This is a genomic window from Janibacter sp. YB324, from assembly GCF_014217915.1.
GTDB classification, from domain to species: domain Bacteria; phylum Actinomycetota; class Actinomycetes; order Actinomycetales; family Dermatophilaceae; genus Janibacter; species Janibacter indicus.
The window spans coordinates 1,433,365-1,447,430 of record NZ_CP060120.1 but is presented as its reverse complement, the minus strand read 5'-3'; the positions used below and the strand labels follow the sequence as shown (position 1 = coordinate 1,447,430).

Sequence of the window (14,066 nt, the reverse complement as noted above, 5' to 3'; positions counted from 1 at the left end):
GTATGTCTGATGACTACCTCGCCCGAATCGGCACGACGATCAAGGAGGCGCGTCACCGCGCTGGCCTGTCCCAAGCCGACCTCGCCACCAAGCTCGAGACGAGCCAGAGCGCCGTCGCGCGCATCGAGGCCGGGGGGCAGAACCTCACCCTCGACAGCCTCGCGCGGATCAGCGAGGCGCTCGACACCGAGCTCGTCGCCCTCACCCGTACCTCGAGCGGCGGCGCCGTACACCTGAAGGTCGAAGGCGGCCGCCGGCTGTCCGGCGCGATCGACGTCAAGACGAGCAAGAACGCCGCCGTTGCGCTGCTGTGCGCCTCGCTGCTCAACAAGGGGACGACCACCCTGCGCAACCTCGCCCGCATCGAGGAGGTCAACCGGATCCTCGAGGTCCTCGACTCCATCGGCGTCAAGACCCGCTGGCTGCCCGGCAGCTCCGACCTGGAGATCATCCCCCCGGAGCAGATCAACCTCGACGCCATGGACGAGGAGGCCGCGCGACGCACCCGCACGGTCATCATGTTCCTCGGCCCCCTGCTCCACGAGTTCGACAGCTTCCGCCTGCCCTACGCAGGTGGCTGCGACCTCGGCACGCGCACCGTCGAGCCGCACATGACCTCGCTGACCCACTTCGGCCTCGACGTCGAGGCGACCCACGGCTGGTACGAGGCCAAGGTCGTCGGGCAGGGCAGCCAGGACAAGACCTTCGTCCTCACCGAGCGCGGCGACACCGTCACGGAGAATGCGCTCATGGCGGCCGCCCGTCACCCGGGCCGCACGACGATCCGCAATGCCTCGCCCAACTACATGGTCCAGGACCTGTGCTTCTTCCTCGAGAAGCTCGGCGTCCGCGTCGAGGGCATCGGCACGACCACACTCGTGGTCACCGGCGTGAGCGAGATCGACGTCGACGTCGAGTACTCGCCGAGCGAGGACCCGATCGAGGCGATGAGCCTGATCGCGGCCGCCGTAGTCACCAAGTCGGAGATCACCATCCGCCGCTCCCCCATCGAGTTCCTCGAGATCGAGCTGGCGACACTCACCGGCATGGGCATGCAGTACTCCCTCTCGGAGGAGTACCTCGCCCACAACGGCCGCACCCGCTTGGTCGACATCACGACCCATCCCGGGCCGCTCAAGGCATCGATCGACAAGATCCACCCGATGCCCTTCCCGGGCCTCAACATCGACAACCTGCCCTTCTTCGCGCTCATCGCCAGCTGCGCCGAAGGCACGACGACGATCCACGACTGGGTCTACGACAACCGCGCCATCTATCTCACCGAGCTCAACAAGATCGGTGGCCGGGTCACACTCATGGACCCCCACCGCGTGCTCGTCGAGGGCCCGGTCCGCTGGCGCGCCAACGAGGTCACCTGCCCGCCCGCGCTGCGGCCCGGCGTCGTGGTGCTGCTGGCGATGCTCGCCGCGCCGGGCACGTCCTACCTGCGCAACGTCTACGTCATCAACCGTGGGTACGAGGACCTCGCGGAGCGGCTCAACGCGCTGGGTGCCAGCGTCCAGCCCTTCCGCGACATCGGCTGACGACCCGAGCGCACGAGGAGAGGGCCCCACCGGATCACCGGTGGGGCCCTCCCTTCGTCACAACGCCCGAGGAGATCGCGGTGACCCCGTCAGAGGTGGGCGCGCAGCCGCTCGACGATCGGCTCGGGGGTCAGCCCGACGCTCTCGAGCACCTGGGCCCGCGAGGCGTGGTCGATGAACTCCTTGGGCAGGCCGAAGCGGTGCACCGGCGCGGCGACCCCCGCCTCGTCGAGGACCCGGGAGACCTCGGCGCCGACGCCACCGGAGACGTTGTTGTCCTCGATGACCGCGACCCGACCGGACCGACGGGCGAGGTCGACGAGCGCTGCCGGCACCGGGAGCACCCAGCGCGGGTCGACGACGAGAGCCGAGTGGCCCTCTGCCGCAAGCTTTTCGGCGACGGTCGTGGCGGTGCCGGCCATGGAGCCCACGGCGACGAGGAGGATCTCGGCGTCGACCTCCGGGTCGCCGGCGAGCACGTCGAGCCCGTCGACGACGGCACGCGCCTCGATCGGGTCGGCGACGCTGCCCTTGGGGAAGCGGATGAGCGTCGGGCCGTCCTCGACGTCGACGGCCTCACGCAGCGCCACCCGGATCTGGTGGCCGTCGCGGGGGGCCGCGAGGCGCAGCCCGGGCACGAGGGAAGCGAGCGACATGTCCCACATGCCGTGGTGGCTCGCCCCGTCGGGGCCGGTGACCCCGGAGCGGTCGAGGACGAAGGTCACCCCGGCCTTGTGCATGGCGCAGTCCATGAGCAGCTGGTCGAAGGCGCGATTCAAGAAGGTCGCGTAGATCGCGACGACCGGGTGCATCCCGGCGAAGGCCAGGCCCGCGGCCATGGTCGTCGCGTGCTGCTCGGCGATGCCGACGTCGAAGATCCGGTCGGGGTGGGCCTGGGCGAAGGGCTGCAGGCCCACGGGCATCATCATCGCGGCGGTGATCGCCACGACGTCGGGGCGCTGCGCCCCCAGGGCGAGCATCTCGTCGCCGAACTCGTCGGTCCACGAACGACCCGCGATCTCCAGCGGCAGCCCGGTCTCGGGGTTGATCTTGCCGACGGCGTGGAACTGGTCGGCCTCGTCGCCGACCGCGTGCTCGTAGCCGCGCCCCTTCTGCGTGATGACGTGCACGAGGACCGGCCCGCCGAAGGCCTTGGCGCGGCGCAGCGCCTGCTCGACGCTCGCCTCGTCGTGCCCGTCGACGGGGCCGAGGTACTTGATGCCGAGGTCCTCGAACATCCCCTGCGGGGCCCAGAAGTCCTTGGCACCCTTCTTCATCGAGTGGAAGGCCTGGTAGGCGGCCCGCCCGACGACCGGCGTGCGGTTGAGCTTGTCCTTGCCCCAGTCGAGCACCTGCTCGTACTGACGGTTGGTGCGCAGCATCGCGAGGTGGTCGGCGAGCCCGCCGATCGTCGGCGCGTAGGAGCGCTCGTTGTCGTTGACGACGATGACCAGCGGCAGGTCCTTGTCGGCGGCGATGTTGTTGAGCGCCTCCCAGGCCATGCCGCCGGTGAGCGCGCCGTCGCCGATGACGGCGACGGCGTGACGTTCCTCGCCGCGCAGGCGGTAGCCCTTGGCGATGCCCTCGGCCCACGACAGCGACGTCGACGCGTGGCTGTTCTCCACGACGTCGTGCTCGGACTCGGCGCGGCTCGGGTAGCCCGACAGGCCGCCACGGGTGCGCAGCGCGCTGAAGTCCTGCCGCCCGGTGAGCAGCTTGTGCACGTAGGACTGGTGACCGGTGTCGAAGACGACCGTGTCGTCGGGCGAGTCGAAGACCCGGTGCAGGGCGATGGTCAGCTCGACGACCCCGAGGTTGGGCCCGAGGTGCCCGCCGCTGCGGGAGACCTCGGCGACGAGGAAGCTGCGGATCTCCTGCGCGAGGGTGTCGAGCAGCTCCTCCGGGAGCCGCTTGAGGTCGGCGGGAGAGGTGATCGTCTCGAGGACTGCCACGCTGGGCTTCCTTCCGGTGTCGGGGACCGCCCGAGTCTACGTCTCGTGGGCTGGGTAGTGGCTGTGACCTGCCCAGCCTGTCACCGCATCGGACGAAGGGGGTCACAACCGGTCGACGAAGACGCTCCCGTCGAGTGCCTCCCGGATGAGCAGGATGCTCCGCTGCGCCGAGCGCAGCCGCAGCCCCTCGTGCTCGAGGCAGACGAGCAGTGCGTCGACGGTCCCCTCGGGCAGGGCCTCGGCGAGGTCGACCCGCACCGTGCGATAGGCCTGCCGCATCGCCTCGACCTGGGCGGCGACGTGCTGCTCGGCGAGCCAGGCCAGTGCCGCCGGGTGCCGCCTCAGGACCGCGTGCCCGCGGTAGTCCGGCGGGCACAGGTCGAGCAGCCACGAGACCGCAGCCGGCTGCCACCCGCGAACCCCGGGCGGCGGGACCCGGTCCGGCCAGCCCGGCGGTCCCCCCTTCGCCCCGGCCGCGGCCGTGCGCGCACCCGGCGACCCGGGCAGCGCCGTACGCACCGGCGGACGCGCAGACTGCTCGAACATGTGTTCGATGATACGCGCTCTCCCGGACACGACGAAGGGGGCGACCACCCGCAGGTGGCCACCCCCTTCAGCGGTGCGTCGGAGATCAGCCGACGAGCGAACGCAGCACGTACTGCAGGATGCCGCCGTTGCGGTAGTAGTCCGCCTCACCGGGCGTGTCGATGCGCACGACCGCGTCGAACTCCACGGTCTCCCCGCCGTCCTTGGTGGCCGTCACCTTGACCGTCTTGGGCGTCGAGCCGTTGTTGAGCTCGGTGATGCCCGCGATGTCGAAGGTCTCGGTGCCGTCCAGGCCGAGGGAGTCGGCGCTCTGCCCCTCGGGGAACTGGAGCGGGATGACGCCCATGCCGATGAGGTTGGAGCGGTGGATGCGCTCGTAGGACTGGGCGATGACGGCGCGGACGCCGAGCAGGCGCGTGCCCTTGGCCGCCCAGTCACGCGACGAGCCCGAGCCGTACTCCTTGCCCGCGAGGACGACGAGCGGGACGCCGGCCTCGATGTACTTCTCCGAGGCCTCGAAGATCGTCGTCTGCCCGCCGTCGCCGAGGAAGTCGCGGGTGAAGCCACCCTCGACGCCGTCGAGCAGCTGGTTCTTCAGGCGGATGTTGGCGAAGGTGCCGCGGATCATGACCTCGTGGTTGCCGCGGCGCGAGCCGTAGGAGTTGAAGTCCTTGCGCTCGACGCCGTGCTCGGCGAGGTAGACGCCCGCCGGGCTGTCGGCCTTGATCGCACCGGCCGGGCTGATGTGGTCGGTCGTGACCGAGTCACCCAGCTTGGCCAGGACGCGCGCGCCGGAGATGTCCTCGACGGCGTCGAGGTCCATCTTCATGCCCTCGAAGTACGGGGGCTTGCGCACGTAGGTCGACTCGTCGGCCCACTCGAAGGTGTTGCCCTCGGGGGTCTCGAGCGAGGTCCAGCGCTCGTCACCGGCGAAGACGTCCGCGTACTTCTCGGTGAACATCTCCTGCGTGACCGCGGTGTCGATCGTGCTCTGGACGTCGGCCGGGTTGGGCCAGATGTCCTTGAGGAAGACGTCGTTGCCGTCGGCGTCCTGGCCGAGGGCCTCGGTCTCGAAGTCGAAGTCCATCGTGCCGGCGAGGGCGTAGGCGATGACGAGCGGCGGCGACGCGAGGTAGTTCATCTTCACGTCGGGGTTGATGCGCCCCTCGAAGTTGCGGTTGCCCGAGAGGACCGAGGTCACCGCGAGGTCGTTGGCGTTGACCGCCTCGGAGACCTCCTCGATGATCGGGCCCGAGTTGCCGATGCAGGTCGTGCAGCCGTAGCCGACGAGGTGGTAGCCGAGCTTCTCGAGGTAGGGCCACATGCCAGCCTTCTCGTAGTACTCGGTGACGACCTTGGAGCCGGGCGCCATCGACGTCTTGACCCAGGGCTTGACCTGCAGGCCGCGCTCGACGGCGTTCTTGGCCAGCATCGCGGCGGCCATCATGACCGACGGGTTGGACGTGTTGGTGCAGCTGGTGATCGAGGCGATGACGACGTGGCCGTGGTCGATCTCGACCTCGGCACCGTCGATGACGGCCGTGGCCGGATTGGTCGCCCGGTCACCGTTGGTGCGCGGCTCCGAGCGCGACGGGTGGCCGGCGCTCTCGGACGCCTCGAGCGCGTCGTGGCTCGGGGCGTCGGACGCGGGGAAGGTGCCGGCGAGCTCGGTGTCGACCGAGGACTTCTCGATGCCGTTGCCGTCGACGACGTAGTTCTTCAGGTCGCCGCGGAACTGCTCCTTGGCCTTGCTGACCTCGATGCGGTCCTGCGGGCGCTTCGGGCCGGCGATCGAGGGGACGACCGTCGACAGGTCGAGCTCGAGGTACTCGGAGAAGCGCGGCTCGACGGCCGGGTCGAGCCACATGCCCTGCGTCTTGGCGTAGGCCTCGACGAGCGCGACCTGCTGCTCGGAGCGTCCGGTGAGGCGCAGGTACTCGAGCGTGACGTCGTCGATGGGGAACATCGCCGCGGTGGAGCCGAACTCGGGGCTCATGTTGCCGATGGTGGCGCGGTTGGCGAGCGGTACCTCGGCGACGCCCTCGCCGTAGAACTCGACGAACTTGCCGACGACGCCGTGGTCGCGCAGCATCTCGGTGATCGTCAGGACGACGTCGGTCGCGGTGGCGCCGGCCGGGATCGAGCCGGAGAGCTTGAAGCCGACGACGCGCGGGATGAGCATGGAGACGGGCTGGCCGAGCATGGCCGCCTCGGCCTCGATGCCGCCGACGCCCCAGCCCAGGACGCCCAGGCCGTTTTCCATCGTCGTGTGCGAGTCGGTGCCGACGCAGGTGTCGGGGTAGGCGACGCCGTCACGGGTCATCGTGACGCGGGCCAGGTGCTCGATGTTGACCTGGTGGACGATGCCGGTGCCCGGGGGGACGACCTTGAAGTCGTCGAAGGCGGTCTGGCCCCAGCGCAGGAACTGGTAGCGCTCGTTGTTGCGCTCGTACTCGAGGTCGACGTTGTGCGCGAAGGCACCGGGGGTGCCGAACTCGTCGATCTGCACCGAGTGGTCGATGACCAGCTCGGCGGGCGCGAGCGGGTTGATCTTCGTCGGGTCGCCCCCGAGCTCGGCGACGGCCTCGCGCATGGTGGCCAGGTCGACGACGCACGGCACGCCGGTGAAGTCCTGCATGATCACGCGGGCGGGCGTGAACTGGATCTCGGTGTCAGGCTGGGCGTTCTCGTCCCAGGAGCCGAGCGCGTTGATGTGGTCGGCGGTGACGTTCTCGCCGTCCTCGGTGCGCAGCTGGTTCTCCAGCAGGACCTTGAGGCTGTAGGGCAGGTTCTTCGAGCCCTCGACCTTGTCGATCCGGTAGATCTCGTAGGACTCGTCACCGACGGTGAGCGTGTCCTTGGCGTTGAAGGTGTTCGAGCTGGCCACAGTCGACTCCTCTGTCGTGGTTATCTTGACGTCAAGATAAAACTATCACAGCGCCCGCGGACGCGAACCCACGGGCACGCTCACCGTCACTCTTCCCCACGGCCCCCTCCCCTGTCACGGGGTGGGCGGCGCCCCCTTCGCCTCGAAGGTGGCCACGCACTCGACGTGGTGGGTCATCGGGAAGGCATCGAAGGCTCGCAGGTCGGCCATCTCGTAGCCGAGCTCCGCGAGGTAGGCCGTGTCGCGCCCCAGCGCCGCCGGGTCGCAGGCCACGTAGACGAGGCGCCGCGGGCGAAGGGAGATCAGCGCCTCGACCACCTGGCGGCCGGCCCCCGTGCGCGGCGGGTCGAGGACGACGACGTCGGCGCTCGGCGGCAGCAGGTCGGAGCGTGCCGGGCGGCGCGGCCCCCGGCGACGACCCTTGCGGGGCACACCGAGCAGGTCGTCGACCCGACCCGGGACGACGAGCGCCCACGGCTGGCCGGCGAGGTTGTCGCGCAGGTGCTCCGTCGCCCGACGGTCGGACTCGACCGCGATGAGCTGTCCCTGCGGACCGACCGCCTCGGCGAGCGGCAGGGACAGCAGGCCGACGCCGCTGTAGAGGTCGAGGACCCGCTCCCCCGGGCGCACGTCGGCCGCGTCGAGGACGGCGGCGACGAAGCTGCGGGGAGCATCGCGGTGCACCTGCCAGAAGCCGCGCGCGTCGACGTGCAGCGCGCGCTCCCCCGCCGGCGTCACGACGGTCTCGGTCAGGGTGATCGGTGGCGTCGGCGCGTCCTGCGGGACCTCGACGACGACGGTGTCCGCCTCGCCGGAGGGCACGACGACATCGAGCGCGCCGATGCCATCGAGCGCTGTCGGGGTGCCGTCGGTCTCGGCGAGGGTGTCGGCGAGCGCCGTGTCGATCTCGGCCACGGCGATCGGGCAGCCGGTCACGGGGACGACGTCGTGGCTGCGGTGGCGCCGCAGCCCGACTCGCCCGTCGGCCACGGCGAACTCGACCCGGGTGCGGTAGCTCAGCCCGTCGTCGTCGGCGAGCGGCTCGACGACGACCTCCCGCTCGACTCCCCCGAGCCGACTCAGCTGCTCGGCGACGACCGTCGCCTTGAGCTCGCGCTGGTGGGCGGTCTCGACGTGCTGGAAGTCGCAGCCGCCGCACCCTCCGGGCCCGGACACCGGGCAGCGGGGCGCGACCCGGTGCGCGGAGGCCTCGAGGACCTCGATGGCATCGGCCCGCAGGAAGCGGTCACCGGGACCCCCTTCGGTGATGCGGGCACGCACCCGCTCACCCGGGAGGCTGTGCCGCACGAAGAGCACCCGCCCCTCGTGACGGGCCACGCAGTGCCCGCCGTGCGCTACGGGGCCCACCTCGACGTCAACCTCGTGCCCCACGGTCAGCTCGTCTGCGCTCGGCCTCGTCATGCTCCACCTCGTCGTACGTCGCCCGCGACCGGGCCGTCCATGCGTTCCTCGGCGCCCTCGGAGCTCGCGAGCTGCCAGGGCACCGAGGACACCATGACACCCGGGGTGAAGAGGAGGCGACTGCGCAGCCGCAGCGCCGACTGGTTGTGCAGGGCCTGCTCCCACCAGTGACCCAGGACGTACTGCGGGATGTAGACGACGACGAGGTCCCGGGGGTTGCCCGAGCGGATCGACTTGACGTAGTCGACGACCGGGCGGGTGATCTCGCGATAGGGCGAGTCCAGGGCCTTGAGCGGGATCGGGATGCCCCGACGGTCCCACTCGCCCTGCAGCGCACGGGTCGCGTCGTGGTCGACCTCGACGGTGATCGCCTCGAGCCGGGAGGGACGGGTCGCGGAGGCATAGGCCAGGGCCCGCAGGGTCGGTCGGTGGATCGTGCTGACGAGGACGATCGCGTGCACGCGCGAAGGGAGCATCTGGTGCTTGGTGTCCCCCTCCGGGACCGCGAGCTCCTGGCTCACGTGCCGGTAGTGCCGACTGATCGCCCCCATGAGGAGGAAGAGCCCGGCCATCGCGGCCATGGCGAACCCGGCCCCGTGGGTGAACTTCGTCAGCACGACCACGACGAGGACGGTCCCGGACATCGCCGCGCCGACGGCGTTGATCGCCCGGCGGCGCATCATCCGTCGCTGCTCCGGGACGTCCTTCTCCACCGCCAGGTGACGGTTCCAGTGCCGGACCATGCCGATCTGGCTCAGCGTGAAGGAGACGAAGACGCCGACGATGTACAGCTGGATGAGCTTGGTCACCTGGGCGTCGTAGATGACGATGAGCAGCGCCGCCGAGGCGGCGAGCAGGATGATGCCGTTGCTGAAGGCGAGCCGGTCGCCACGGGTGTGCAGCTGGCGCGGCAGGTAGCCGTCGCGGGCAAGGATCGAGCCGAGGACGGGGAAGCCGTTGAAGGCCGTGTTGGCCGCGAGCACGAGGATCAGGCCGGTGACGACCGAGACGAGGACGACCCCCGCGGGGAACCCGTCGAAGACCGACATCGCCACCTGGGCCATGACCGTGTGCTGGACGTAGCCGTCGCCGACCGGCACGCCGTCGCGCAGCAGCTGCTGGCCCGGGTCCTCGGCGACCTTGACCCCGGTCCACGTCGCCAGCGCGATCATCGACAGAAGCATCGTCACCGCGATCGCGCCCATGAGGAGCAGGGTCGTCGCCGCATTGGCGCTCTTGGGCTTGCGGAAGGCGGGCACGCCGTTGCTGATCGCCTCGACACCGGTCAGGGCGGCACAGCCGGAGCTGAAGGCCCGCAGGAGCAGGAAGGCCATCGCGAGGGTGCCCAGCTGCTCCATGCCCGGCTCGGGGGCGAGCGTCAGGTCGGCGCTCTCGGCGGGCGGCAGCGTCCCGGCCGTGCGGCGGACCAGCCCGACGAGGGCCATGCCCACGACCGTGAGCATGAAGAGGTAGGTGGGGATCGCGAAGGCCTTGCCGGACTCCCTCACGCCGCGCAGGTTCATGCCGGTGAGGGCGGCGATCAGGACGAGCGCCGTGAGGACCTCGTGCCCGCGGATCCACGAGAAGGCCGCCGCGGCGTTCTGCACCCCCGAGGAGATCGACACCGCCACCGTCAGGACGTAGTCGACGAGGAGCGCGCTCGCGACCGTGAGCCCGGCCTTGGGGCCCAGGTTGGTGCTCGCGACCTCGTAGTCGCCTCCGCCGGAGGGATAGGCGTGGACGTTCTGCCGGTAGCTGGCGACGACGACGACCATGACGGCGACGACGGCGAGCGCGACCGGCCACGAATGGGTGACCGCGAGGGCACCACCGGCGAGACCGAGCGTCAGCAGGATCTCGTCCGGGGCATAGGCGACCGAGCTGAGCGCATCGCTCGCGAAAACCGGGAGAGCGAGCTTCTTGGGAAGGAGGGTCTCGCCGAGCCGATCGCTGCGCATCGCGCGACCGACGAGGAGACGCTTGATGAGTCGTCCTGATGACACCACCCGAGTGTAGGCCCGCCTCGGGAGGGGTACCGTTCGAGCCGTGCACTTCGTCATCATGGGCTGCGGCCGTGTCGGCGCCTCGCTCGCGCGTTCCCTCGAGCGCATCGGCCACGACGTCGCCGTCGTCGACCAGGACCCCAGCGCCTTCCGCCGCCTCGGCAGTGACTTCAACGGACGCCGGGTCGCCGGGGTCGGCTTCGACCGCGACACCCTGCTGCAGGCGGGGATCGAGGACGCCTACGCCCTTGCGGCCGTCTCGAGCGGCGACAACTCCAACATCCTCGCCGCTCGGGTGGCGCGTGAGACCTTCGGCGTCGAGCACGTCGTCGCGCGCATCTACGACCCCGACCGGGCGCAGGTCTACCAGCGCCTCGGCATCCCGACGGTCGCGACGGTCCGCTGGACCGCCGACCAGGTCCTGCGGCGGATGCTGCCCCAGGGTCAGGCCACCGAGATGACCGATGCCTCCGGCCGACTCGTCGTCGCCGAGATCCAGGTCTCGTCGGCCTGGGTGGGTCGCCGGCTGACGAGCCTCGAGGAGGCCACCGGCGCCCGCATCGCCTACATCACCCGGCTCGGCGAGGGCATCCTGCCCCGGCCCGACACCGTCCACCAGGAGGGCGACCTCGTCCACCTGGTCATCCCCCGCGACCGGGTGCCCGACGTCGAGCGGATCCTCGACGGCCAGCCCCCGCAGGAGGTCTGAGTCATGCGCGTCGTCATCGTCGGAGCCGGGTCGGTCGGCCGGTCCATCGGCCAGGAGCTCCTGCAGAACGGCCACAGCGTCCTGCTCATCGACAAGGACGCCAACGAGAGCCGGGTCGCCAAGCTCGCCGAGGCCAGCTGGCTCTCCGGCGACGCCTGCGAGATCTCCACGCTCCAGGAGGCCGAGGTCCACACCAGCGACGTCGTCGTGTGCGCGACCGGTGACGACAAGGCCAATCTCGTCGTCTCCCTGCTCGCCAAGACCGAGTTCGGCGTGCCCCGCACCGTCGCCCGCGTCAACAACCCCAAGAACGAGTGGATGTTCGACGAGTCCTGGGGTGTCGACGTCGCGGTGTCCACGCCGCGCCTGATGACAGCCCTCGTCGAGGAGGCGGTGAGTGTCGGCGACCTCGTGCGCATCTTCGACTTCCAGCAGGGCAGCGCCGCGATGGCCGAGATCACCCTGCCGGCCGACAACCCCAATGTCGGTCGCCGCGTCGGCGACATCGACTTCCCCGTCGACACCCTGCTCGTCGGCATCATCCGCGACGGTCGCCCGATCGGTCCGACGGCCGACGACGCCCTCGAGGCGCACGACGAGCTCCTCCTGCTCACCACCGCCGAGGCCGAGCCCCAGCTCGAGGCGATGATGCGGCCAGGAGCGACACCGCGGCGCCGCTCCTCCTGACGTCCCGGAGAGCGAAGGGGGATCAGGCGCGGCCGACGTCGACCGGCTGGACCAGCTCGTCGTCGGGGTCGATCGGGGTGTGCCCCTTGAGCAGCATCGCGCCCATGACGGCGACGGCGCCCACCCACAGCGGCCAGCCGAGCACGACCTTGGAGATGGTCAGCCCGGCGACATTGCCCGCGAGGTAGAGCGGACCCATGATGCCGACCCGGATGACGTAGACGGCCACGAGCACGAGGGTCAGGCGGCTGCACACCCGCACGGCGGCGGCATTGCGTCGCCAGCGGAAGGGATCGCCGGCGGCCACCGCGGCCTGGTCCGCGACACCGACCATGAGCCCGACGACCGGCCAGCGCACGAGCACCGACACCAGCGACCCGATGAGGTAGGCGAGCGAGGTGAGGATCCCGGGCAGGAAGGCGTCCTCGGCATTGCCCGAACGGAGCGCGAAGAAGGCCGCGAGCGCGGTCGCAAAGACCCCGCCGAGGACGTACTGGAGGGTCTGGCGCTGCACCAGACGGACCACCGCGAAGGCCACGGTGAGCACGGCGGCCGCGCCGATCGCAAGGTTGCGCTCGCGGGTCGCCGACCAGACGATGACGAAGGCCAGCATGGGCATGGCCGCCTCGAGCGAACCCCGCAGCCCGCCGAGCGCCTCGCCGAGTCGGTGGCGGATCAGGGCCTCGACCGTGGGGTGGATCGGTGCGGCGATCGGCTCCGGGCCCTCAGCCGCCATGGCCGGGCAGGATCTCGTAGGCGGGGTTGTACATGACCGGCGTGCCCTTGGGGCGGCACACGAGCCCGGTCGCCTTGACGTAGACCCCCGGGTTGATCCCGCCGATGCTGCGCCGGCCGAGCCAGACGAGCTGCACCGTGCCGGACCCGTCGAAGACGTCGGCGACGAGCGCCGGGACGGTGACCTTGGGGCGAAGGGTGACGGCTGTGACCGTGCCGGCGACCGTGACGACCTCGCGGTCGGTCTCGTCGGTGATCGGTCGACACCCGTGGGCGCTGGCGGCGTCGCGCAGCTCGTCGGCCGCGACCTCGTCATCGGAACGCCCCAGGTCGACCAGACGCCGCAGCAGCGAGGCCATCAGCGCACCTCGGTGATCTCGGGACCGCGCTCGAAGGGCTTGAGGTCGTCGACCGGGGCCTCGGCCTCCGGCTCGGCGGCAGCGGGTCGCTGCTGGCCCACCGGCATCTGCAGGGGCAGCATCTCGCGCGGTGCCCGCGGGTCGTCACCGCGTACGACGACCGCCGTGCGCACGACCTCGTCGAAGCGGGCGCGCTCGCCCTCGTCGACGGCAGCGGACCCGGAGTAGACGGCGCGCAGGAACCAGCGCGGGCCGTCGACACCGGCGAACACGGCGGGGGCGAAGACGGTGCGGCCCTGCGGGCCGGGCTGGGCCAGGCGGCTGCGCAGCTCGTCGCCGAAGGGACCGGGGACGCTCTCCACCGTGCCGCCGCTGCCGGAGATCATCTCGGCGATCTCCTCACGGATCTCGTCCCAGATGCCCGCCGAGCGCGGGGCGGCGAAGACCTGCAGCTGGACGGCGCCGTGGTCGTCGGCGACCTGCACGGCCGTCACGTCGTCACTCTGCTGGTCCACCTCGAGACGCACCTCGGTGCCGGGCGTGGGGGTGAGCAGGAGCGCGCCCAGGTCGAGCAGTGCGCTGACGTCGGTGACGTCGTTGGAGTCGCGCGGGCCGGTAGCGGCGTCGGCGTCGGCCTCGTCGGCCGGTGCGGCAGGGTCGACGGCGTCGGTCGTCGGGTCCGGGGCGGTGCTCGCCTCGTCAGCTGCGGCAGCGGCCTTCTTCTTGCGCCCGAACATCACTCACGTCCTGTCGTCGACTCCGGGCCGAAGCCCCCAGTGGATCCGTGCCCAGTCTCTCCCCGTGGGCTGGGTGGAAGCGAATCGGAGAGCTCGAAGAGCCCCTCGGCGACCTCCTGGAGCACCAGCTGGGCGATCCGGTCACCCACACGGACGGTGAAGGACTCCCGCGGGTCGAGGTTGACGAGGTTGACGAGGACCTCGCCGCGGTAGCCGGAGTCGACGGTGCCGGGGGCGTTGACCACGGAGATGCCGTGGCGGGCCGCGAGCCCCGAGCGCGGGTGCACCAGCCCGACCCAGCCGTGCGGGATCGCGAGGCTGACGCCGGTGGGCACGAGCGCCCGCTCCCCCGGTGCGAGGGTCACCTCCGCGACCGAGGTGAGGTCCGCGCCCGCGTCGCCGTGCTGGGCGTAGGCGGGCGCGACGGCGTCCCGGTGCACGAGGCGCACCGGGACGGTGATCTGACGGGCTCCGTCAGTCACGGG

12 protein-coding genes are annotated in these 14,066 nt (G+C 70.9%); 3 read left to right on the top strand and 9 right to left on the bottom strand.

Translation table 11 applies throughout. The features are described 5' to 3' along the window. Positions 1 to 2: 2 nt before the first annotated feature. The gene (locus tag H7A72_RS06935; protein ID WP_185222080.1) at positions 3 to 1,544 is read left to right on the top strand and encodes a UDP-N-acetylglucosamine 1-carboxyvinyltransferase; all 1,542 of its coding nucleotides are present in this window, start codon (positions 3 to 5) and stop codon (positions 1,542 to 1,544) included. 89 nt (positions 1,545 to 1,633) lie between these two features. On the opposite strand, the gene dxs is transcribed toward H7A72_RS06935, so the two are convergent. The 5 genes from dxs to H7A72_RS06910 form a co-directional block, all read right to left on the bottom strand. Further along, entirely contained in the window at positions 1,634 to 3,496 is a 1,863-nt protein-coding gene (gene dxs / locus H7A72_RS06930) for a 1-deoxy-D-xylulose-5-phosphate synthase (RefSeq protein WP_185222079.1), read from the bottom strand. Positions 3,497 to 3,598: 102 nt separating this feature from the next. Continuing rightward, entirely contained in the window at positions 3,599 to 4,042 is a 444-nt protein-coding gene (locus tag H7A72_RS06925; RefSeq protein ID WP_223277820.1) for a hypothetical protein, read from the bottom strand. Positions 4,043 to 4,127: 85 nt separating this feature from the next. Beyond that, entirely contained in the window at positions 4,128 to 6,929 is a 2,802-nt protein-coding gene (locus H7A72_RS06920; RefSeq protein WP_185222078.1) for an aconitate hydratase, read from the bottom strand. A 114-nt stretch (positions 6,930 to 7,043) separates the two neighbouring features. Next, positions 7,044 to 8,351, bottom strand: a complete 1,308-nt coding sequence (locus H7A72_RS06915) for a class I SAM-dependent RNA methyltransferase (protein ID WP_185222077.1) — start codon at positions 8,349 to 8,351, stop codon at positions 7,044 to 7,046. After that, positions 8,348 to 10,309, bottom strand: a complete 1,962-nt coding sequence (locus H7A72_RS06910; protein WP_185222314.1) for an APC family permease — start codon at positions 10,307 to 10,309, stop codon at positions 8,348 to 8,350. The genes H7A72_RS06915 and H7A72_RS06910 overlap by 4 nt, the downstream gene beginning before the upstream one ends. 88 nt (positions 10,310 to 10,397) lie before the next feature. Here H7A72_RS06910 and H7A72_RS06905 point away from each other — a divergent pair, with 88 nt between their 5' ends. After that, complete coding sequence (locus H7A72_RS06905) at positions 10,398 to 11,063, top strand: TrkA family potassium uptake protein (protein WP_185222076.1); 666 nt, start codon at positions 10,398 to 10,400, stop codon at positions 11,061 to 11,063. A 3-nt stretch (positions 11,064 to 11,066) separates the two neighbouring features. After that, entirely contained in the window at positions 11,067 to 11,750 is a 684-nt protein-coding gene (locus H7A72_RS06900; protein WP_185222075.1) for a TrkA family potassium uptake protein, read from the top strand. A gap of 22 nt (positions 11,751 to 11,772) precedes the next feature. On the opposite strand, the gene H7A72_RS06895 is transcribed toward H7A72_RS06900, so the two are convergent. Genes H7A72_RS06895 through dut form a run of 4 tightly spaced genes read right to left on the bottom strand, consistent with a single transcriptional unit; the run spans position 11,773 to position 14,063 of the window. Then, positions 11,773 to 12,486, bottom strand: coding sequence for a DUF3159 domain-containing protein (locus H7A72_RS06895; protein ID WP_185222074.1), 714 nt, complete (start codon positions 12,484 to 12,486; stop codon positions 11,773 to 11,775). Beyond that, positions 12,476 to 12,844 carry an OB-fold nucleic acid binding domain-containing protein gene (locus H7A72_RS06890; RefSeq protein ID WP_072624450.1) on the bottom strand — a complete coding sequence of 123 codons (369 nt, stop codon included), beginning with the start codon at positions 12,842 to 12,844 and terminating at the stop codon, positions 12,476 to 12,478. Before H7A72_RS06890 ends, H7A72_RS06895 begins: the two co-directional genes overlap by 11 nt. After that, complete coding sequence (locus H7A72_RS06885) at positions 12,844 to 13,581, bottom strand: DUF3710 domain-containing protein (RefSeq protein ID WP_185222073.1); 738 nt, start codon at positions 13,579 to 13,581, stop codon at positions 12,844 to 12,846. The genes H7A72_RS06890 and H7A72_RS06885 overlap by 1 nt, the downstream gene beginning before the upstream one ends. Continuing rightward, on the bottom strand, positions 13,581 to 14,063 hold the full coding sequence (gene dut / locus H7A72_RS06880; protein WP_185222072.1) for a dUTP diphosphatase: 483 nt from the start codon (positions 14,061 to 14,063) through the stop codon (positions 13,581 to 13,583). Before dut ends, H7A72_RS06885 begins: the two co-directional genes overlap by 1 nt. Between the last annotated feature and the right edge of the window lie 3 nt (positions 14,064 to 14,066).

Bases quoted from the DNA above. Each gene is read 5' to 3' on its own strand.
- H7A72_RS06910 (WP_185222314.1), bottom strand. From the start codon at position 10,309: ATGCGCAGCGATCGGCTCGGCGAGACCCTCCTTCCCAAGAAGCTCGCT.
- H7A72_RS06935 (WP_185222080.1), top strand. From the start codon at position 3: ATGTCTGATGACTACCTCGCCCGAATCGGCACGACGATCAAGGAGGCG.
- H7A72_RS06900 (WP_185222075.1), top strand. From the start codon at position 11,067: ATGCGCGTCGTCATCGTCGGAGCCGGGTCGGTCGGCCGGTCCATCGGC.
- H7A72_RS06895 (WP_185222074.1), bottom strand. From the start codon at position 12,486: ATGGCGGCTGAGGGCCCGGAGCCGATCGCCGCACCGATCCACCCCACG.
- H7A72_RS06890 (WP_072624450.1), bottom strand. From the start codon at position 12,844: ATGGCCTCGCTGCTGCGGCGTCTGGTCGACCTGGGGCGTTCCGATGAC.
- H7A72_RS06925 (WP_223277820.1), bottom strand. From the start codon at position 4,042: ATGTTCGAGCAGTCTGCGCGTCCGCCGGTGCGTACGGCGCTGCCCGGG.
- H7A72_RS06915 (WP_185222077.1), bottom strand. From the start codon at position 8,351: ATGACGAGGCCGAGCGCAGACGAGCTGACCGTGGGGCACGAGGTTGAC.
- H7A72_RS06885 (WP_185222073.1), bottom strand. From the start codon at position 13,581: ATGTTCGGGCGCAAGAAGAAGGCCGCTGCCGCAGCTGACGAGGCGAGC.